17 protein-coding genes are annotated in these 19,626 nt (G+C 61.8%); 9 read left to right on the plus strand and 8 right to left on the minus strand.

The features are described from left to right. Window positions 1-188 precede the first annotated feature (188 nt). Both BM059_RS12345 and BM059_RS12350 read left to right on the plus strand, forming a co-directional pair. On the plus strand, window positions 189-1,196 hold the full coding sequence (locus BM059_RS12345) for an AraC family transcriptional regulator (protein ID WP_074938941.1): 1,008 nt from the start codon (window positions 189-191) through the stop codon (window positions 1,194-1,196). A gap of 163 nt (window positions 1,197-1,359) precedes the next feature. Further along, the gene (locus BM059_RS12350) at window positions 1,360-2,340 is read left to right on the plus strand and encodes a GntR family transcriptional regulator (RefSeq protein ID WP_208606101.1); all 981 of its coding nucleotides are present in this window, start codon (window positions 1,360-1,362) and stop codon (window positions 2,338-2,340) included. A gap of 65 nt (window positions 2,341-2,405) precedes the next feature. Here the strand turns inward: BM059_RS12350 and BM059_RS12355 are convergent, their stop codons facing one another. Further along, entirely contained in the window at window positions 2,406-3,941 is a 1,536-nt protein-coding gene (locus BM059_RS12355) for a UxaA family hydrolase (protein WP_074938943.1), read from the minus strand. 228 nt (window positions 3,942-4,169) lie between these two features. Here BM059_RS12355 and BM059_RS12360 point away from each other — a divergent pair, with 228 nt between their 5' ends. From BM059_RS12360 to BM059_RS12385, 6 genes are all read left to right on the plus strand, one after another. Then, a complete protein-coding gene (locus tag BM059_RS12360) occupies window positions 4,170-4,673 on the plus strand; it encodes a TRAP transporter small permease (protein WP_037001854.1) in 504 nt (167 codons plus the stop codon). Between the two features lie 66 nt (window positions 4,674-4,739). After that, window positions 4,740-6,020 carry a TRAP transporter large permease subunit gene (locus BM059_RS12365; RefSeq protein ID WP_037001855.1) on the plus strand — a complete coding sequence of 427 codons (1,281 nt, stop codon included), beginning with the start codon at window positions 4,740-4,742 and terminating at the stop codon, window positions 6,018-6,020. Between the two features lie 103 nt (window positions 6,021-6,123). Beyond that, window positions 6,124-7,146, plus strand: a complete 1,023-nt coding sequence (locus BM059_RS12370) for a TRAP transporter substrate-binding protein (protein WP_037001858.1) — start codon at window positions 6,124-6,126, stop codon at window positions 7,144-7,146. Between the two features lie 66 nt (window positions 7,147-7,212). Further along, window positions 7,213-8,133, plus strand: coding sequence for an NAD(P)-dependent oxidoreductase (locus BM059_RS12375; protein WP_074938945.1), 921 nt, complete (start codon window positions 7,213-7,215; stop codon window positions 8,131-8,133). Continuing rightward, window positions 8,130-8,978: a fumarylacetoacetate hydrolase family protein gene (locus BM059_RS12380; protein WP_074938947.1), complete on the plus strand. Its 849-nt coding sequence runs from the start codon at window positions 8,130-8,132 to the stop codon at window positions 8,976-8,978. Before BM059_RS12375 ends, BM059_RS12380 begins: the two co-directional genes overlap by 4 nt. A gap of 176 nt (window positions 8,979-9,154) precedes the next feature. Then, window positions 9,155-10,360: an alpha-hydroxy acid oxidase gene (locus BM059_RS12385; protein ID WP_074938949.1), complete on the plus strand. Its 1,206-nt coding sequence runs from the start codon at window positions 9,155-9,157 to the stop codon at window positions 10,358-10,360. 177 nt (window positions 10,361-10,537) lie between these two features. Here BM059_RS12385 and BM059_RS12390 read toward each other — a convergent pair whose 3' ends face one another. The 4 genes from BM059_RS12390 to BM059_RS12405 form a co-directional block, all read right to left on the minus strand. Then, complete coding sequence (locus BM059_RS12390; protein ID WP_037001865.1) at window positions 10,538-12,274, minus strand: IlvD/Edd family dehydratase; 1,737 nt, start codon at window positions 12,272-12,274, stop codon at window positions 10,538-10,540. Window positions 12,275-12,340: 66 nt separating this feature from the next. After that, window positions 12,341-13,642, minus strand: coding sequence for a TRAP transporter large permease (locus BM059_RS12395; RefSeq protein WP_013713415.1), 1,302 nt, complete (start codon window positions 13,640-13,642; stop codon window positions 12,341-12,343). Between the two features lie 15 nt (window positions 13,643-13,657). After that, window positions 13,658-14,212, minus strand: coding sequence for a TRAP transporter small permease subunit (locus BM059_RS12400; RefSeq protein ID WP_037001869.1), 555 nt, complete (start codon window positions 14,210-14,212; stop codon window positions 13,658-13,660). A 68-nt stretch (window positions 14,213-14,280) separates the two neighbouring features. Beyond that, window positions 14,281-15,306: a TRAP transporter substrate-binding protein gene (locus tag BM059_RS12405; protein ID WP_037001871.1), complete on the minus strand. Its 1,026-nt coding sequence runs from the start codon at window positions 15,304-15,306 to the stop codon at window positions 14,281-14,283. 185 nt (window positions 15,307-15,491) lie between these two features. On the opposite strand from BM059_RS12405, the gene BM059_RS12410 reads away from it, so the two are divergent. Next, on the plus strand, window positions 15,492-16,463 hold the full coding sequence (locus BM059_RS12410) for a LysR substrate-binding domain-containing protein (RefSeq protein ID WP_241766128.1): 972 nt from the start codon (window positions 15,492-15,494) through the stop codon (window positions 16,461-16,463). Window positions 16,464-16,581: 118 nt separating this feature from the next. Here BM059_RS12410 and BM059_RS12415 read toward each other — a convergent pair whose 3' ends face one another. The 3 genes from BM059_RS12415 to BM059_RS12425 are packed head-to-tail and all read right to left on the minus strand — an operon-like array spanning window position 16,582 to window position 19,620. Beyond that, window positions 16,582-17,628 carry an Ldh family oxidoreductase gene (locus BM059_RS12415; RefSeq protein ID WP_074938951.1) on the minus strand — a complete coding sequence of 349 codons (1,047 nt, stop codon included), beginning with the start codon at window positions 17,626-17,628 and terminating at the stop codon, window positions 16,582-16,584. Continuing rightward, window positions 17,625-19,160, minus strand: coding sequence for a tripartite tricarboxylate transporter permease (locus BM059_RS12420; RefSeq protein ID WP_074938953.1), 1,536 nt, complete (start codon window positions 19,158-19,160; stop codon window positions 17,625-17,627). The genes BM059_RS12415 and BM059_RS12420 overlap by 4 nt, the downstream gene beginning before the upstream one ends. A 10-nt stretch (window positions 19,161-19,170) precedes the next feature. Beyond that, window positions 19,171-19,620 carry a tripartite tricarboxylate transporter TctB family protein gene (locus BM059_RS12425; RefSeq protein ID WP_017676511.1) on the minus strand — a complete coding sequence of 150 codons (450 nt, stop codon included), beginning with the start codon at window positions 19,618-19,620 and terminating at the stop codon, window positions 19,171-19,173. Between the last annotated feature and the right edge of the window lie 6 nt (window positions 19,621-19,626).

A 19,626-nucleotide genomic window follows, 5' to 3' on the forward strand; every position in this document is an offset into this window, starting at 1 on the left:
TTAACCGGAGAGGCAATGTCCGGGTTTTGTAGGAATTAAGAATGCTGGCAACCCGCTTGTAACATCCTCGCACTCGATTTAAGGGGTGAGAAGTGTTCCGGGACACCAATCGTATGTCCCTCGGCCCCTCCGTGTTTTTCTGCGTGTTATTTGAGTGAGCCGATCAGGTTGCCGCTCAGGAATATTCGATGCATACGATTACAAATGCCTGTTTCCAGGTAATGGCCAAGGCATTTGCAAACAATGGCGTGGAGGTTGCCAGGCATCTGCCCGGATTGGATCAGGTGCTGCTCGATGGTGATCCGGTCAGGGTGGTGCTGGTCTATCGTCTGCTCAATACGCTGGTGAGCGAAACCGGCAACGCGGACATCGGCCTGGTCGCTTACGAGCACTTTCACCCCAGTGCACTGGGCGTACAGAGCTACGCGCTGATGTCCAGTCCAACGCTGGCTCATGCGCTGCAGCGCCTGGCCGATTACCACCCGATGACCAGCGACGGCTCGCACATGTTTCTGGAGCGCCATGTCGATCGCCTGAAGCTGGTTGGCCTGGAGAACGCAACGGTGGCCCAGCGCGCGCCGCGCGCCTTCATCGACGCGGGAGCAGCGCTGATTTTTGCCATCGTGCACTGGCTGGTGCCCTTCCAGCGGCCGATGCCGTTGATGCTGGAACTGACCTATCCCGAGCCCGCCGATACCCGCGAGTTACGCCGCCTGTTTGGCAATAACCTGTACTTTTCGGCGCGGCGCAATTGCATGACATTCAGTGTCGAGGCCGGCGCGATCGAGTTGCCCACCGCGGCAGCGGCCCTGCATCCCCTGCACGTCGAATATGCGCAGGCGCGCATGAGCGAACAGGTGGATGGCTCGCTGGAGGCCAGGGTCAGGCGGATTCTGGCCGAGCAACTGAGCCAGGGCGTCAGTCCGAGCCTCAGCCAGATTGCCGATCAGCTCGGCATGAGCCGGCGCAGTCTGCAGCACGGCCTGGAACGTGACTCGGCGAATTTCACCCTGCTGCTGGACCATGCCCGCCGCTGCCAGGCCGCCAGCTTTCTGCGCAACACCAGCCGCAGTCTCAAGTACATCTCGGCGCAGCTGGGGTTTCGTGACCAGAGCAGCTTTCACAAGGCGTGCATGCGCTGGTTCAACATCTCGCCGAATCAGTACCGTGCTTTACAGGGGGATCGCGCGTTGTGAGGCCGTGCACATCGCGTGGCATATGTCGTCACGCCGCAACGAGTTGTCGATAAAGAACATTGCATGCAAAAGCTGTTTTGTATGAGGCTGTCATATGTAGGAGTATTGCGGGGCATGGAGCTCTGTGGTTCTTTCCCTTCCCACATACGACCCGAAAACAATAATGAAGAAGCACCTCAACGATCAGTTATTCGAACTCATCGCAACGAGCATCCGCAAAGGTCGACTCAAGTCGGGAACGTTGCTGCTTGAAGGGCCCCTGGCGGATCTGTTCGGGGTGAGCCGCTCGCCTGTGCGCCAGGCGCTGCTCAGCCTGCATCAGGCAGGTCTTGTCTGTACGTTCGAAGGCCGTGGTTATCTGGTTGGTGCGCAGCCTGGCAAGGTGCTGCGGCGCAAGCTCGAGGCCGCTGATTTCAAGCTGACGGATGACCAGGCTCAGGCTCCGCGCAAGACTGAAACCTGGAAATCCGTATACGACCAGATCGAACGGGACTTGCTGCACCAGTCGCTGTTCGGTACCTATCGCATCAACGAGCTCGAACTGTCTCGCCATTACGGCATTAGCCGCACGGTCTCCAGCCAGGTGCTCACGCGCCTATCGCTGATGGGGTTGGTCGAGCGCGACGAGCGTTCGCGCTGGCAGCTCGGGCAGTGGGACGAGGCGCGTTTGGCCGAGCTGTACGAAGTGCGTCGGCGCCTGGAGCCTTATGTGCTGATGCGGGCGGCGGAGTTCATCGATGGCGAGCAGATCGAGGGGTATATCGAGCGCCTGCACCAGGCTATGCAGCTCTACCCGGACATGGACAGCCGTCAGTTCGACGACCTGGAAAGCGATCTGCATATCGAGACGCTGGGCCGCTGCCCCAACCGGCAGATGCTGCAGATATTGCGACGCACCCACTCGCTGCTGCTCTCGGGCAAGCATATCTTGCTGGACAAGAGCTACTTCCCCGATGAAGAACCCTTCTTCCGTGAGCACCTGAGCATCTTCGAGAACCTGCAGGCTGGTCGTCCTGACCTGGCTGCGCAAAGCATGGAAGAGCACCTGGTGATTGCCGAGCGCAAGGTCAAGCAGCGCATGGCGTTCTTCCGGGAGCATAACCAGATCGCTGCAGTGCCCTATCTGGAGCGAATCGAAGTGTAGGTCGTTCGGCCTGTGGTGCGCACGGCGCACCCTACGTCTTAGGGTGCGCCGCCTTGCCCTGAAAATCAGGTCACCGCGCCTACCTGCCATGGTACGAACTCGTTGTCGCCGTAGTTGTACAGCTCGCTCTTCGATGGCTCGCCCGATGCGATCTCGATGAGGATGTCGAAGATCTTGTGCCCGGCTTCGGCGATGCTCAGCTCGCCATCGATGATGCCGCCGCAGTTGATGTCCATGTCCTCTTCCAGCTTGCGGAACATCTCGGTGTTGGTGGCCAGCTTGATGCACGGTGCGGGTTTGAAGCCGGACACCGATCCGCGGCCAGTGGTGAAACAGATCATGTTGGCGCCGGAGGCCACCTGGCCGGTCACCGATACCGGGTCATAACCGGGGCTGTCCATGAATACGAAGCCGCGCTCGGTGATCGGCTCGCCCCACTCGTATACGCCATTGAGCGAGCTGGTGCCGCCCTTGGCTGCTGCGCCGAGAGACTTCTCCAGAATGGTGGTGAGGCCGCCGGCCTTGTTGCCTGGCGAGGGATTGTTGTTCAGCTCGGCACCGTTGATGCGCGTGTATTCTTCCCACCAGGTCAGACGGTCGAGCAGCTTCTGGCCGACTTCATGGTTGATCGCACGGGCGATCAACAGGTGTTCGGCACCGTAGATTTCCGGGGTTTCGCTGAGAATCGCGGTGCCACCGTGCTGCGCCAGCAGGTCGGCGGCATAACCCAGCGCCGGGTTGGCAGTAATGCCGGAGTATCCGTCAGAGCCGCCGCACTGCATGCCGACCATGATGTGCTCGACGCTTTCCGAGGTGCGCTCCAGGCGGCCAATGGCTTCCAGCATCTCGGTCACCTGCTCGATGGCGCGGGCGATGCTGGCGCGGGTGCCGCCTGCATTCTGGATGTTGAAGACGCGGAAGTTCGGCCCTTCGCTGATGTTGTAGCGCTTCATCAGCGAGCTGATCTGGTTGGTCTCGCAGCCCAGGCCGATTACCAGCGCGCCCGCGACGTTGGGGTTGCAGGCGTAGCCCCAGATGCTGCGCTCGAGGAACTTGAAACCTTCCGACTCGGCGTTGATCGCGCAGCCGCTGCCGTGGGTCAGCGCCACCACACCGTCGATGTTGTAGCGCTTGAGCAGTTCCGAGCCGTTGAAGTGCGCCGCCACTGCGCGCGATACCGTCGCCGAGCAGTTCACCGTGGACAGGATACCGATGTAGTTGCGCGTGCCGACGCGGCCATCCGGGCGGCGGTAGCCCATGAAGCGGCGGCGCTGCTCCGGCGGCAGCACCGGAGTGCGGGTGATGGGCGGCGGCAACTGGTTGTTGGCGTGGCTCTGCGGCATCGACACGTTGTGGGTGTGCACGTGGGCGCCAGCGGCTATGTCCTGACTGGCGATACCGATGACCTGGCCGTACTTGAGCACAGGTTGCCCGGCGGCAATGCTGCAACGGGCGATCTTGTGACCTGCTGGAATGTCATCCAGAGCCTCTAGATCGAGCTTTTCGACTTTGCTGCCACGGGCCAGGGCGCGGCGTGCGACCGCGACTGAGTCGAGATCGCTGAGGATGACCACGGCTGGGGTATTGGTGATGAGTTGCATGGCTCGTTCTCGTTGTTGTTGTGATCGACTGGCGACGATACTGACAAAAATGAACATTGCACGCAATAATTTGTGATGTTAGTGTCGGCTCCACACGGCTGCTTGTCAGCACACAAAAACAACAATGTGAGGCTTTCCAGATGGATCATTCCCATCCTTCCGGGAGGGTTGGCTGCCAGCCGACATCCTGCCTGTACGCTGCCAGCGTCCGTCTGCTGGAGCGCCGTCATGCATAAGCTCGTCGACGGTTATTTCACCCTCCTCAAGGTGCTGGCGATCATCTGCCTGGTGACCATGGTGGTGCTGGTATTCGGCAACGTCGTGCTGCGCTATGGCTTCAACGAAAGCATCCTGATTTCTGAAGAAATTTCGCGTTGGGCCTTTGTCTGGCTGACGTTTCTTGGCGCCGTGGTGCTGCTGCGCGAGCGTGGTCACATGAGCGTGGATCTGGCACTAAGGGCGCTACCGAGCTGGGGTGAGCGCGGCTGCCTGATCCTGTCCCAACTGCTGATGCTGGCCTGCTCGGGGCTGTTTTTCTGGGGCAGTTGGCAGCAGATGGAGATCAACTGGAACGTGCCGTCGCCGGTCGCTGGCTGGTCGATGGGCCTGTTCTACGGCTCCGGTGTGTTCTTCGGTATCTCGGCCTGCCTGATTCATCTCTACGAAATCGCGCGCCTGGCACTGGGTGGCGAAATACCACGCCCCGATCTCTCTGCGGAGCTGCATCAGTAGCCCTTTCCGGCATCTCGCCGGCCTGCCGCCGGCGCTCAATTTCATAATAAGAATCGGAGTGATGTGATGGTCATCATCGCGATATTCGTACTGTCTCTGCTGGGCGCCATGGCCATTGGCGTGCCCATCTCCTACGCGCTGATCCTCTGCGCACTGGCCATGATGTATCACCTCGATCTGTTCGACGCGCAGATCGTCGCCCAGGGGCTGGTCAACGGTGCCGACAGCTTCCCGCTGATGGCCGTGCCCTTTTTCATGCTCGCCGGTGAGCTGATGAATGCCGGTGGTCTGTCCCGGCGCATCGTCAACATGGCCATCGCCTTGGTCGGCCACATCAAGGGCGGGCTTGGCTATGTCACCATCCTGGCGGCCTGTGTGCTGGCCAGCCTCTCAGGCTCGGCTGCGGCCGATGCCGCTGCGCTGGCCGCGCTGCTGGTGCCGATGATGGTCAAGGTGGGTCACGACAAGGCGACTGCCGGTGGTCTTGTCGCTGCGTCCGGCATCATCGCCCCGGTTCTGCCGCCTTCGATTGGTCTGATTCTGTTCGGTGTGGCGGCCAACGTGTCGATCACCAAGCTGTTCCTCGCCGGTATCACTCCCGGTCTGATGATGGGCGCGTCGTTGTGTATCGCCTGGGCCATCGTCTCGCGCCGCGAGACGCTGATCACCCGCCCGCGAGCACCGATGCGTGAGGTCGCCAAGGCGTTTTATGAGGGTGTATGGGCACTGCTGCTGCCGGTGATCATTCTCGTTGGCCTGCGCGCCGGGATCTTCACACCCACGGAAGCGGGTGTGGTGGCAGCGGTCTATGCGCTGTTCGTATCCCTGGTGATCTACCGCGAGCTGACCTGGAAAAGCATGTACCAGGTGCTGGTGTCTTCCGTGATGACCACGGCGATGGTGATGTTCCTGGTCGCCTCGGCCATGGTCGCCGCCTGGATGATCACCGTGGCCGACTTGCCAAGCTCGGTGGTCGAGGTACTGGAGCCGCTGATGGACAGCCCGCGTCTGTTGATGCTGCTGATCGTCGCCATCATCGTGCTGATCGGCATGGCCATGGACATGTCGCCGATCATCCTGATCCTGGCCCCGGTGATGATGCCGGTGGCGGTCGCGGCCGGTATCGACCCGATCTACTTCGGCGTGATCTTCGTCATGACCTGTGCCATCGGGTTGATCACTCCGCCCGTGGGGCTGGTGCTCAACGTGGTGGCCGGTGTGGCGAAGATCGACTTTGTCGCCACTGTCCGCGGTGTGCTGCCTTTCCTGCTCGCCGAGCTGCTGATAATCGGCCTGCTCCTGGCTTTCCCACAACTGCTGCTGGTACCTGCGCAGTGGCTCTATTGATCAACAACGCCGCATTCGTCTTGTTCTGACGGCGAATGCGCAACGGGCTGTTTCGCCCATTTCCCCGCCATTCGTGGCGGTAATAAAAACAAGAGGAAACCCTATGAAACTCATCCCCAACGCCCTCGCCGCACTGCTCTGCTCCTCGGCCCTGCTGCTGTCTGCCGTCAGTCAGGCTGCAGAAGAGATCAACCGCCACAACTTCAAGATCGCTTTCGTCCAGGCCAAGGATCATCCGCATGGCCTGGGCGCGCAGAAATTCGCCGAACTGATCAAGGAAAAGAGTGACGGCAAAATGAAGGTCATGGTCTTCGCCAGCGGCACTCTGGGTGGCGATGCGCAGGTGATCTCGTCCGTACAGGGCGGCACCGTCGACATGACGCTGGTAACTCCCGGCCTGCTCTCGGGTATCGAGAAGGGTTTCGCCTTGTATGGTCTGCCGTTCCTGTTCCAGAACTCCGCCGAGGTCGACGCCGTACTCGACGGCCCGGCCGGGCAGAACCTGCTGACCACCCTGGAGCCGCATGGCCTGATCGGTCTTGGCTACTGGGATCATGGCTTTCGTCATATCACCAACAGCAAGCACCCGGTGCAGAAGCTGGAAGACATCAAAGGCCTGAAACTGCGTCTGCAGCAGATTCCGACCGCCATCGAATCGTTCAAGGCGCTGGGTGCCAACGTGGTGCCGCTGTCGTTCACCGAGCTCTACACCGCGATGGAAACCCGCACCGTGGATGGCCAGGAGAACCCGCTGGCGGCTATCGAGACCTCGAAGTTCTACGAGGTGCAGAAGTATCTGTCGCTGACTGGCCACTTCTACGATCCGCTGGTGGCGATCTTCAGCAAACGTACCTGGGACAAGCTCAACGAAACCGAGCGTGAGCTGGTGCGCAGTGCGTCGCTGGAAGCCCAGGCCTACGAGCGCAAAGTATCCCGCGACATGGACGTCAGCTCGCGCGAGGCGCTGGCCAAGCATGGCATGCAGATCAACGAAGTTGCGCCTGAGGAAATCGAGCGCATGCGTGAGCAGGTGCGTCCGACCGTCGAGAAGCTGGTCGCCGAGTATGGCCCGGCGCTGATGGATGAAATGAACGCCGAGATCGCTAAGGTACGTAACGCTCAGTAACCCTTTACGCCTGTGCTCGGCACTGCTGGTGCCGGGCATGGTCGTCGTATGCCAAGTGAGAGTCTCATGACCGCTATCAATGTTGGGTTCATCGGCCTCGGGTTGATGGGCCATGCCATGGCCAGCAACATCCAGAGCAAGGGTTTCGCCCTCGCTGTCACGGCGCACCGCAACCGCCAGTCGATCGAGGATCTGGTCAGCAAGGGCGCCCGCGAATATGCCAATGCCGCCGAGCTGACGCGTGCTGTCGACGTGGTGCTGCTGTGTCTGCCAGGCACGGCGGAAGTCAGCCGTGCTCTGGCCGGCGAGACCGGCGTCCTCGCTGGCTTGCGGCCGGGGCAGATCGTCGTCGATTGCAGCACGGGTGACCCGAATCGCACCGCCGAGCTGGCCGCGCAGGTGGTTGCACAGGGTGGCCATTACCTCGATACGCCGGTCAACCGTACCCCCAAGGATGCTATCGCAGGGCGCCTCAACGTACTGGCTGGTGGCGATGCCGAAGCACTCGACAAGGTGCGTCCGGTGCTCGAATGCTTCTCCGAGACCATCCATCATCTCGGCCCCCTGGGCTCGGGCCACAAGGCCAAGGTTATCCACAACTTCATTTCCCAGGGCAACGCCACCATCCTCGCCGAGGCGTTCTGCACGGCGGCGAAAAACGGCATCGACCTGGCTGCCTTCGCTGAGATATGCAGCATGAGCGGCGGCTACAGCCGCACCTTCGAGCGGATCATTCCCTATGTCCTGAAGGGCGATGATTCCGGGCAGCAGTTCGCCCTGGCCAACTGCGAGAAGGACATGCGCTATTACACCGAGCTGACCAAGATGACGCCAACCACCGGTATCGTCTCCGACGCCGTGTACCAGACCTTCATGCTGGCCAAGGCCCTTGGTCACGGCGACAAATACGTGCCGCGCCTGTTCGATGTGCTGGGAGAGATCAATGGCGTGCGCGTACGCGCCTACAAGGAAGAGGACAAGGCATGAAACTGTTGCGCTACGGCCCTGAGGGGCAGGAAAAACCGGCGTTGCTCGCCGCCGACGGCAGCCTGCGCGACCTGTCGCAGCAACTGCTCGATATCAGTCCGCGCACGCTTGATCCCAAGGCGCTCGACGAACTGCGCGCGCTCGACCCGCAAAGCCTGCCGCGAGTCGAGGAGGGCGTGCGGATCGGCGCGCCGATCGCCAACATCGGCAAGCTGGTCTGCGTGGGTCTGAACTACGCCGACCATGCCAAGGAATCCAACCTGCCGGTGCCCAGCGAACCGGTGCTGTTCATGAAGGCCACCAGTGCCATCTGCGGGCCGAACGACAAGGTGGTCATTCCGCGTGGCGCGCAGAAGACCGACTGGGAAGTGGAGTTGGGCATCGTCATTGGGCGCAAGGCGCAATATGTCGAGCGCGAGCAGGCACTCGACCATGTCGCCGGCTACTGCATCGTCAACGACGTATCCGAACGCGCCTTCCAGCACGAGCGTGGTGGTTCCTGGGACAAGGGCAAGGGTTGCGACACCTTCGCGCCCATCGGGCCATGGCTGGTCACGGCAGACGAAATCGCCGACCTGCGTGACCTGGATTTGCACCTGAGTGTGAACGGCGAGACCCGGCAGCAGGGCAATACCCGCACGATGATCTTCGCCATCGACGAGATCGTCAGCTACATCAGCCAGTTCATGACGCTCAATCCGGGCGACGTGATCTGCACCGGTACGCCGCCAGGTGTGGGCGCGGGCATGAAACCGCCGCAATTCCTCAAGCCCGGCGACCGCATGCGCCTGAGCATTAGCGGCCTGGGTGAGCAGTGCCAGGATGTGGTGGCCTGGAGCCGTTGACTTCAGGGCGGTATGCGACGCACAGCCTGTGCAAGATCTCGCGAGCTAGAGCCATACAAGGCAAAAACAGGTGAGGAGGCGGAATGTACTTTTGTACATGAGCACTCCGAACCTGTTTTTAACGCAGTAGGGCCGACGCGCAGCAGATCGTTTATCTAGCGAATAGAGAACCAATCATGCAACGACGCCTGTATCCGGGGCGCGACTTTCGTCGTGCGCAGAACATCGAAGAGCTGCGTGAGATGGCTCGCCGCCGGTTGCCGAATTTTTCCTTCGAATACGTCGAAGGCGGGGCGGACGACGAGTTCACCCTCAAGCGTAATCGCTCGATCTTCGAGAGCGTGACCCTGCAGCCGCGCACCCTGCGCGACGTCGGTCAACGTAGCCTGGAGCGCAGCTTTTTCGGACGCACCGCGCAGTTGCCGTTCATGATCGGCCCGACCGGCTTCAACGGCCTGCTGACCCGTGACGGCGACCTGCACCTGGCGCGCGCTGCGGCAGACGCCGGCATCCCCTTCGTGCTGAGTAATGCCTCGACCACGTCCATCGAGGACATCGCCGCTGTCGACGGCATCCGCGCCTGGATGCAGATCTACCTGTATCGCACCCGCGACCACGTGGCCAAGCTGGTCGAGCGGGTGAAGCGCCTGAACCTGGAAGCCATCGTGGTGACCACCGACAGCGCCATCTTCGGCAACCGCGAGTGGGACAAGCGTAACTACGTCAGGCCGCTGCAGCTGGATTTGCGCAACCGCCTCGACGTGCTCTGTCACCCCGAGTGGATCTGGGATGTGCTGGTGCCCAATGGTGTGCCGCGCTTTCGCAACCTCGGCGACCTGCTGCCGCCCGGCAAGGACTCGGTGAAGGGCGCCGCCAGCGCGCTGGCGGCCGAGCTCGACCCGACCCTGAGCTGGGACGACATCGCCTGGCTGCGAGACATCTGGCACGGCAAGCTGATCGTCAAGGGCATGATCCACCCGGACGACGCGCGCCTGGCACTGCAGTACGGCGTCGACGGCGTGGTGTTGTCCAATCACGGCGGCCGTCAGCTCGACGGCGCGGTCTCGGCGCTGGAAACCCTGCCGGAGGTGGCACGCATCAACCAGGGGCGGATGGACATCTTCGTCGATGGCGGCTTCCGTCGCGGCAGTGACATCGCCAAGGCGCTGCTCTTGGGCGCCAGCGGCGTGTTGATCGGCCGCGCCGGCTTGTACGGCCTGGCCGCCGGCAAGGGGCCGGGTGCGGCGCATGCCATCGGCATCCTGCGCACGGAGCTGGACCGCACCCTGGGCCTGCTGGGTTGCAGCAGCCTGGAAGAACTGACCTCTGACCTGATCCACTCGGCGCATTGGCGTGCGCTGGCCGAGCGCATCCGCGCATAGCTTTCCCACCGTCTCGTACCTTCCCACAATTGCGGTACGAGGCGGTTTTTTATTAGTAACATGAAGAAGGGCGCCGAGGCGCCCTTCTTCATGTCTGCATACACCGGAGTGTTTCCCGACCTCACTTGCGCGGGGCCGGGTTTGAACGAGCCCCGCTTGCCTCAGGGCTGAATCGACTCAGTGCGAATGCCGCGGCACGGCGGAGCCGCGGCAGCCAACCAGAAAGTCGAAATCGCAGCCTTCGTCGGCCTGCAGCACGTGATCGACATAGAGGCGGCGGTAGCCACCGTCCCAGAGCAGGCCCTGTGGTTGCTGCCAGGCCGCCAGGCGCGCCTGTAATTCCGCTTCGGGGATGTCCAGATGCAGACGCCCGCTGGCGCAATCGAGTTCGATGAAATCACCGTTGCGCACCACTGCCAACGGGCCGCCAGCCGCAGCCTCCGGGGCTACGTGCAGCACCACGGTGCCGTAGGCGGTTCCGCTCATGCGGGCGTCGGAGATGCGCACCATGTCGGTGATGCCCTTAGCCAGAACCTTGGGTGGCAGCCCCATGTTGCCGACTTCCGCCATGCCCGGATAACCCTTGGGGCCGCAGTTCTTCATGACCAGCACACAGGTTTCATCGACGTCCAGTTGCGGGTCATTGATCCGCGCCTTGTAGTCGTCGAAGTCCTCGAAGACCACCGCACGGCCACGGTGTTGCATCAGTGCCGGGCTCGCTGCCGAGGGTTTCAGCACCGCGCCCTTGGGGGCAAGGTTGCCGCGCAGCACACAGATGCCGCCATCGGCGCGCAATGGATTGTCGAGCTGACGGATCACCTCATCGTCACCATAGATCGGTGCATCCTTGCAGTTCTCCCAGAGATTCTTGCCGTTGGCTGTTAGCGCCTGTGGGTTGGGCAGCAGGCCGTTCTCGCCGAGTCGGCGAATGACGGCAGGCAGGCCGCCGGCGTAGTAGAACTCTTCCATCAGGAAGCGGCCGGAGGGCTGCAGGTCGACGATGGTCGGTGTGCCACGCCCCACACGGGTCCAGTCGTCCAGCTCCAGCTCGACGCCCATGCGCCCGGCGATGGCCTTGAGGTGGATCACCGCGTTGGTCGAGCCACCGATTGCAGCATTGAGCCGGATCGCGTTCTCGAATGCTTCGCGAGTCAGAATTTTCGACAGGCGCAGGTCTTCATGGACCATTTCGACGATGCGCATACCCGACAGGTGAGCCAGCACATAGCGTCGCGAGTCGACTGCGGGAATGGCCGCGTTGTGTGGCAGCGAGGTGCCCAGGGCTTCAGCCATGCAGGCCATGGTCGAGGCCGTGCCCATGGTGTTGCAGGTGCCCGCCGAGCGCGACATGCCCGCCTCGGCGGCCATGAAATCATGGATCGAGATCTTGCCGGCCTTGACCTCTTCGCTGAGCTGCCAGACCACCGTGCCGGAGCCGATGTCCTTGCCTTGATGCTTGCCATTGAGCATGGGGCCGCCGGTTACGACGATGGCCGGGACGTCGCAGCTTGCGGCGCCCATCAACAGGGCCGGCGTGGTCTTGTCGCAGCCGGTCAGCAGGACCACGGCGTCTATCGGGTTGCCCCGGATCGCCTCCTCGACATCCATGCTCGCCAGGTTGCGGGTCAGCATGGCGGTCGGGCGCAGGTTCGACTCCCCGTTGGAGAACACCGGGAACTCCAGAGGGTAGCCACCGGCTTCGAGGACGCCCTGTTTGACGTGCTCGGCGATCTTGCGAAAGTGTGCATTGCAGGGGGTCAGTTCGGACCAGGTGTTGCAGATGCCGATGATCGGCTTGCCCTGAAACTCATGGTCCGGAATGCCCTGGTTCTTCATCCAGCTGCGGTACATGAAGCCATTCTTGTCGGCGCTGCCGAACCACTGGGCGGAGCGGAGGGGGCGTTTGTCTGTCATGAGAAAAACCTGCCAGGGTGCGAAAGGCCGCTCAGGGCCTTTCGGGTTGATCGAAAAGGGAGAGGGTTACAGCAGCCAGGTTGAGAGCGCCGGCATGTAAAGCAACAGGCCGAGGACGAACAGCTGGATGAAGATGAACGGCACCATCGACCTGAAGATGTCGGTGAGGCTGATGTCCGGTGGGGCCACGCTTTTCAGGTAGAAGGCTGCCGGGCCGAAGGGGGGCGAGATGTACGACACCTGCATGCTCACGGCGAAGAGGATGCCGAACCACACCGGGTCGTAGCCGAGTTGCACGACAATCGGCACGAAGATCGGCAGGCAAAGCATGGCGATGCCGATCCAGTCGAGAATCATGCCCAGCACCAGGAAAATCAGCATCATCACCAGGATGATGACGAAGGGCGCTACATCCAGGCCGGTGATCGCGGAGGAGACAAAGCGGTTGCCACCCATCAGGTTGTAGACCCCGACCAGGCAGGCTGCGCCGATGCCGATCCAGACGATCATCCCGCAGGTTTCCAGCGTTTGGGTCAGGCTGCCCTGAAGCAATTTGACGCTGAACTCACCGCGCACGATCACCGCAAGCAGTACGCCCAGCGCACCCATGGCTGCGGCCTCGGTGACCGAGGCGATACCGCCGTAGATGCTGCCAAGTACCAGGCCGGCAATGGCCACCGGGTAGAACATGCCGCTGAAGGCCTCGGCGACCGTTAGGCGCGGGGTATGGCTATCCTGTTCGAGATTGGCGCCGCCCATCTGCGGATAGCGCGTACACATCACCACCACGTAGATCATGTAGCAACCCATCAGCAGGAACGCCGGCACTACCGCAGCCTTGAACAGGTCGGCGATCGAGACGCTGGCGATCAGACCGTAGATGATCAGCACGATCGATGGCGGCACCATGGTGCCGAGCGAGCCGCCTGCGCACACCACACCGATGGCGATACGTTTGTCGTAACCCAGGCGCAGCATCTGCGGCAGTGCGAGCAGGCCAAGCAGGACGATCTCACCGCCGATGATTCCGGAGATGGCGGCCAGGAAGAACGCCACGACCAGCGTCTGTACCGCGACCCCGCCGGGCAGACGGCCCGCGAAGAAACGCATCGAGTTGAACAGATCCCGGGCCAGGCCGGAGCGGTCGAGCAGCCCGGCCATGAAGACGAACATGGGAACGGCGACCAGGGAGTATTCGGTGATGAAGCCGAACATGCGACTGGCGACCAGGGGAACGGCCATCGGGCCGAACCAGCCCAGGGTAAAGATCGCCGCTACCAGGCCGGTGACATAGGCCAGGGGCAGGCCCAGTATCAGCAGGCCGAAGATGGCAAAAATGATCAGATAAGTTGCGATTTCAATGCTCATGGCGCGATTCCGGGGTCATTGGTTCTTGCGCCAGTGCTGGCTGATACGCACGACCTGCTGCAGCGCCATGAGGGCAATCGAGATCAGGATGATGATCTTGATGAAGGCGGGTAGCGGCGGGTTCCAGGAGGAGCCTGAGGTTTCCAGGCGCCAGCTGCCGTCGGGTGCATGAGTGGCGTTGAAAGCCAAAACCCAGGCGGCGTAGCCAATGGCCAGGCAGAAGAGGATGCCCAGGACCAGGTTCAGCAGATCCAGCCAGGAGCGTTTTTGCGGCGAAAGACGATCGAGCAGGATGCGAATCTGGATGTGCCTGTTGGTCGCCAGCGCGTAAGGTCCGCCCAGGGCGAAGATGGTCGCGACCAGGAAGGTGGTGGTCTCGTGGGCCCAGTCCGTGGGGGCATTGAATCCGTAGCGCATGATCACTTCGTAGACGCTGACCAGCATGGCGACAAATACCAGCCACGCTACAGCCTGACCGACACGCTGGATCAATTGATCGAAGCGGTTCTGACCTGGTGTGGCGGCTGTGACGGGAAGAGGACCGTCGCTCGGAGATTGCGGCAATTTCACTGTAAAGCTCCTCGTCAGCCCCGACCGAGGTCGGGGCTGTGTGCTCTGAGTGTGTTATGGGAAGGAGGTCAGAGCAGGCCTTTGCTCTGCAAGTAGGCCTGGATCGAGTCCACGGCTTCCTTGGCTTCAGGGCTGCGATCACGCCAGGCGCTCCACTCGGCGCGGGCAATCTGGCGGAATTTCTTCAGCTCTTCGGCGGGGAGCGTGGTCAGGGTCACGTCGCCTTTCTGCTTGGCGATTGCCACCTGCTCTTCGTCCTTGGTCTGCAGGTCGCCGATCAACTGGGCGGTGAAGGCGTCCACCGACTCTTCGAGAATGCGCTTCTGCTCGTCGCTGAGCCCATCCCAGGTGGCCTTGTTGATGGAGATGTCCTTCATCGGCATCGAATGGAAACCGGGGTAAATCGCGAACGGGGCGTACTTGTGGTAGCCCTGCTGATAGTTGGTGGCGAACACGGTGTAGTCGGCGGCATCGATCACGCCCTTTTCCAGTGCCGTGTAGACCTCGGAGGTCGGCAGGTTCACCGGTGCTGCACCGATCAGCTTGAAGGCGTTCGAGACCATGCCTTCCGGAGCCCTGACCTTGAGGCCCTTGAAGTCGTCGAGTTTTTCGATGCGTCGCTTGGTGATCAGCGACTCGACGCCGACGGCACCGGCGCGGATCAGGTGTACGTTGTAGGGTTCGACCAGGCGGTTGTAACCGTCCTCACCGCCGTTGCGCATGTAATCGAGGAAGGTCGAAGTATCGCTCCAGGCGCCAACCATGTTGCCGTAGACGGCGAAGGCCGGATTCTTGCCGGAGAAGTAGCCAGGGTCGGTGATGTGGCCCTGGATGATGCCGGCGCCAACGGCGTCCAGGGTCTCGTTGTTGCCGACGATGGTGCCGGTTGGCATCACCTCGATGAGGATTTCGCCGTTGGTCTTTTCGCCGACGCTCTTGGCCCATTCCTGGGCGATGCGGAATTCGTCATCGCCGGCATTGACGTTGATCTGGAACTTCCATTCCTCTTTCGCCAGTACGCTGGTCGAACTCAGGATCAAAGCCAGGGCTGCGAGGCCCTTGCCTAGGCGGTAAGGGGTTGCAGTGAGTTTCATGGTGCCTCTCCGGTTATTTTTATAGGGCATTTTCTAGCGCATAGGCCCGCGATAGAGCCTCGGCAGAAAACAGACGGGCAGTGCGACATCTGTAATTCTGAGGGTAGAGAGTAGACAGACGAGGGATCATCAACAAATATGTAATTGCGCCTTCTCCATATCCAAATGGATATACCTGATTCTTTATGAAGCCTCTCAATAGCAGTTGGTTTGTCCGGGCCCGGCTGAAGAGTCGGCACATTCCCCTGTTGGTGGCGCTGGGTGATACCGGCAACCTCAACCGTGCCGCCGAAGGTCTGGGGATTTCCCAGCCGGCCATCTCCAAGCTGCTCAAGGAGCTTGAGGATGGCCTGGAAGTGGCGCTGTTCGAGCGGCATGCCCGTGGTGTGGTACCGACGCTTTATGGCGAGGCGATGATTCGTCATGCACGGAGAATCCAGACCAGCCTCGAGGATGCCTTCGATGAGGTCTGTGCGATGCGCGGCGGGCAACGCGGGCATGTACGCATCGGTACCATTCTCACCCCCTGTGCCGAGCTGCTTCCGGAGCTGACGCGACGAGTCAAGCAGAGCCATCCGAACTTGGAGTTGAGTATTCGGACCGGGTCGAGCCTTGACCTGATGGCGATCCTCAACGATGGCGAGCTGGATTTTCTGGTCGCGCGTTTCTTTGCCGACAGCGCTCAGACCGGCATGTGTTTCGAGCCTCTGTACAAGGAGCCGCTGTGCGTCTGTGCGCGGGCAGGACTGATCAACCACGTGCTGTCGCGCGAGGACCTGCACGCTGCCGATTGGGTGCTGCCGCCTTCCGGTAGTGTGCTGCGGCATGAGTTCGATGCTCTTTTCCAGCACGTCGGCATGTACCCGCCGAGCAAGGTGGTGAATGCTGAAAACCTGTTGATGGTGACCACGCTACTGGAGCAGAACGACATGCTCACTGTGCTGCCGCGCGAAGTGGTGGCGCACTATGCTCGCTACGGCATGCTGGCGATCGCCGAACTGGATGCCGGAATAGAGGAAGACCTCAATCGCAACCTGATGGCCTACGGCATCATCACCAAGAACGAGGAGCTGCTGTCTCCTGCCGCCAGGAGCGTGTTGGCTCTGTTGCGCGAGAGTGCGCAGCTGTTGCCGCCGGTGGAGCGATCGGCAGTCTGAATTGCTCGTCCACTGATCACGGTGGGCGTGCCGGGGAATTTCCGGGACGAGAGCTGAGTCATCTACGTCCCGGTTGTTGCTACGTTTCGGTGAGCCTATCCGAGCGCTCTTTGCGCGATCAGAAGGGGTATTCGTAACCGGCTTCGCTCGCTGCCCCACGCAGCGCCGCCAGCACATCGTCCGGCAACTCCAGACCCTGTTCGAAGGCTTTGGCCCGACGCGCGATGCCAGCATGACCCGGCATGCGCACCGGGTTTTGCGCCACCCGCGGGCGGCTTTCCAGGCACGCACCAACGAAGTGATCCATCTCGGCTTTCAGCTCATCGACGCCGCCGAAGAACGCCGGGTCGAAGGTCAGTACGGTCACCGCAGCGCCCCATTGCTTGACCCCGTCCTTGCGCCCGAAACCACCCAGGCCAGCGGTCAGCGCCTCGACCATGGTGCCGAGGGCGAAGCCCTTGTGGCCGAACTCCAGGCTACCCAGCGGCAGGATCGCGCCCTGTGGCGTGCCGAAATAGGCTGCAGTATCACGGGTCGGCTGGCCGTCCGGGCCGATCAGCGCGGCGTGTTCCAGCTGGCCGCCGGCCTGGTGGGTCTTGTTCACCAGGCCATTGGTGATGGTCGACATGCTGACGTCGATAAGGATCGGCTTCTCGCCGGTGGGAATGCCGATGCCCAGCGGGTTGGGCGTGTACACCGGATCGAGACCGCCGTGCGGCGCCACCGAGGCTACGGCCGGATCGGAGGTCAGCACCAGCGGGATCAGGTCTTGCTCGGTGTAGCGCTGCAGGTAGGCGGCCAGGCAGGCGATATGGTGCGAGCGACGAATGCTCGCCACGCCGATGCCGAAAGTGCGCGCGGCCTCGGCGGTGAAGTCCAGCGCCTGCTCGACGCAGTACGGGCCGAGCAGGTAATCGGCGTCATAGAGGCGTGCCGCCGGTGTCTGGCGGATGATCTGCAGGCTATCGGCGTTGCCTTTGGCCTGACCGTTGCGCAAATCCTTGAGGTAGCCCTGGGCCAGTTTCACACCGTGGGTGTGATGACCGAGCAGGTCACCTTCGACCAGCACGCGACTGACTACGCTGGCGACCTCGGGGCTGACGTCTGCCCCGAGAAAGAGTTGCCTGATGAAGTGTTCAAGTTGTTCGGGGGCGATACGGCTCATTCGATGGCTTCCTTGGGCGAGGGCAGGGCGCGTGGGTAGCGCATGCGCCAGTACTTGGCGAGTACCGGGAACAGGGCCACCAGCAGGACCAGCAGGGCCAGGCCGATACTGATCGGACGCTCGACGAAGGCCAACAGATTGCCGTCGGCCTTGATCATCGAGGTCATGAAGTTGGTTTCGAGAATGTTGCCCAGTACCAGGCCGAGAATTGCAGGGGCGATGGGGAAGTCGGCAGTGGCGATCAGGTAGGCGACGACACCGCAGACCAGCATGATCCATACATCGGTCAGGCTGTTGTTGATAGCGAAGGCGCCGACGATGCAGAAGCACAGGATGATCGGCATCAGCACGCGTGTCGGCGTCACCGCGAAGATATGGGCACTGCGGATCGCCAGGTAACCGATCGGCAACAGGATCAGGTTGGCGACGAAGAACGCGGTGAACAGGCCGTAAGCCATGGCGCTGTTGTCCATGAAGATGGTCGGCCCTGGGTTCATGCCTTTCATGTACAGCACACCAATGACGATGGCGGTGATCGAGTCACCCGGGATGCCGAACACCAGCGCCGGCACCCACGCACCGGCTACCGCAGCGTTGTTCGCCGAACCCGCGTCAACCAGGCCTTCGACATGGCCCTTGCCGTAGGCTTCAGGCGTTTTCGAGCGCTTCTTGCTGACGGCATAGCAGATCCATGCAGCGATATCGGCGCCGGCACCAGGCAAGGCGCCGATGAAGGCCCCCAGGCTGCTACCGCGGATCACGTTCTTCCAGTAACGCTTGAGGTGCGTCGGCACCAAGCCGAAGACGCTGCCATGCTGGGGGGCGATGGTTTGCGTCGCGTCCTGCGCGTTGGCCTTGTCGCGGGGGATGGAATACAGCTTCATCACCTCGTACATGGCGAAGAAACCAATCATCACCGGGATGAAGTTGATGCCCCCCATCAAATCGGGCACATCGAAGGTGAAGCGCGGCGCGCCGGTGACCATGTCCAGGCCGACCGTGGCCAGCAGCAGGCCGACCATCAACGACAGGAAACCCTTTACCGCCGAGCCGGTGGAGATGAACACCGCGCTGCCCAGGCCGAGCACGGCCAGCCAGAAGTATTCGAAGGAGCTGAAATTCAGCGCGAACTCGGCCAGCGACGGGGCGATCATGACCAGTACCAGCGTGCCGGTCAGGCCACCGATTACCGAGCAGGTGACGTTCAGGCCCAGCGCCTCACGTGCACGCCCTGCGCGGCCCAGCGCTGCTGAGTCGGCCACGTAGGCGGCGGATGCGGGGGTACCCGGAATGTTCAGGTAGGTGCCGGGAATATCGCCGGCAAAGATGGCCATGGCCGCGGTGGTGATAATGGCGGCGATGGCCGCGGTCGGCTCCATGGCGAAGGTGATCGGGACCAGTAGCGCAACGGCCATGGTGGCCGACAGGCCCGGAATGGCACCGACGAAAACGCCGAACAGCGCGGCCAGCAGGATCACCAGCAGCGTCTGGAAATTGAAGACGAGCAGAATGCCGTCGATTAACTCGTTCATGGGTGGCTCCTCAGAAACCTAGGGGCCCGACGGGCAAGGGAACTTTGAGCAGGTGACCGAAGGAGAGACTGATGACCGCGGTGGCCACGAGGCTGATGACCAGAGATGGCATCAGGCGTACGCCACGCTGGATCAGCAGAATCAGCATGATCAACAGCATCATCGGGGCGGCGCCGATGATTTCGCTGAGGTAGATGTAGGCTACGACCAGTGCGCAAGGCAGTAGCACAGCCAGTGACGGCAGGCCAAAGCCGGAGTTGTCGCCGACCCCCTCCGTGCGCAGCTGGCGCAATGCGTTGAAGCTGAGCAATACCCCACCAGCAGCCATGCCTATGGCGATCAGCGTGGGGAAAAAGTCGGCGCCGTACTGCATGCCGGGCACTACCGGAAACTCGCGGGCCATCAGCCATACACCCAGACCCAGGGCGATGAAGATCAGACCGAACAGAAGGTCTTTCATGGATGA

The organism is Ectopseudomonas composti, assembly GCF_900115475.1.
Lineage (GTDB): Bacteria > Pseudomonadota > Gammaproteobacteria > Pseudomonadales > Pseudomonadaceae > Aquipseudomonas > Aquipseudomonas composti.

Bases quoted from the DNA above. Each gene is read 5' to 3' on its own strand.
- BM059_RS12345 (WP_074938941.1), top strand. From the start codon at position 189: ATGCATACGATTACAAATGCCTGTTTCCAGGTAATGGCCAAGGCATTT.
- BM059_RS12350 (WP_208606101.1), top strand. From the start codon at position 1,360: ATGAAGAAGCACCTCAACGATCAGTTATTCGAACTCATCGCAACGAGC.
- BM059_RS12355 (WP_074938943.1), bottom strand. From the start codon at position 3,941: ATGCAACTCATCACCAATACCCCAGCCGTGGTCATCCTCAGCGATCTC.
- BM059_RS12360 (WP_037001854.1), top strand. From the start codon at position 4,170: ATGCATAAGCTCGTCGACGGTTATTTCACCCTCCTCAAGGTGCTGGCG.
- BM059_RS12365 (WP_037001855.1), top strand. From the start codon at position 4,740: ATGGTCATCATCGCGATATTCGTACTGTCTCTGCTGGGCGCCATGGCC.
- BM059_RS12370 (WP_037001858.1), top strand. From the start codon at position 6,124: ATGAAACTCATCCCCAACGCCCTCGCCGCACTGCTCTGCTCCTCGGCC.
- BM059_RS12375 (WP_074938945.1), top strand. From the start codon at position 7,213: ATGACCGCTATCAATGTTGGGTTCATCGGCCTCGGGTTGATGGGCCAT.
- BM059_RS12380 (WP_074938947.1), top strand. From the start codon at position 8,130: ATGAAACTGTTGCGCTACGGCCCTGAGGGGCAGGAAAAACCGGCGTTG.
- BM059_RS12385 (WP_074938949.1), top strand. From the start codon at position 9,155: ATGCAACGACGCCTGTATCCGGGGCGCGACTTTCGTCGTGCGCAGAAC.
- BM059_RS12390 (WP_037001865.1), bottom strand. From the start codon at position 12,274: ATGACAGACAAACGCCCCCTCCGCTCCGCCCAGTGGTTCGGCAGCGCC.
- BM059_RS12395 (WP_013713415.1), bottom strand. From the start codon at position 13,642: ATGAGCATTGAAATCGCAACTTATCTGATCATTTTTGCCATCTTCGGC.
- BM059_RS12405 (WP_037001871.1), bottom strand. From the start codon at position 15,306: ATGAAACTCACTGCAACCCCTTACCGCCTAGGCAAGGGCCTCGCAGCC.
- BM059_RS12410 (WP_241766128.1), top strand. From the start codon at position 15,492: ATGAAGCCTCTCAATAGCAGTTGGTTTGTCCGGGCCCGGCTGAAGAGT.
- BM059_RS12415 (WP_074938951.1), bottom strand. From the start codon at position 17,628: ATGAGCCGTATCGCCCCCGAACAACTTGAACACTTCATCAGGCAACTC.
- BM059_RS12420 (WP_074938953.1), bottom strand. From the start codon at position 19,160: ATGAACGAGTTAATCGACGGCATTCTGCTCGTCTTCAATTTCCAGACG.
- BM059_RS12425 (WP_017676511.1), bottom strand. From the start codon at position 19,620: ATGAAAGACCTTCTGTTCGGTCTGATCTTCATCGCCCTGGGTCTGGGT.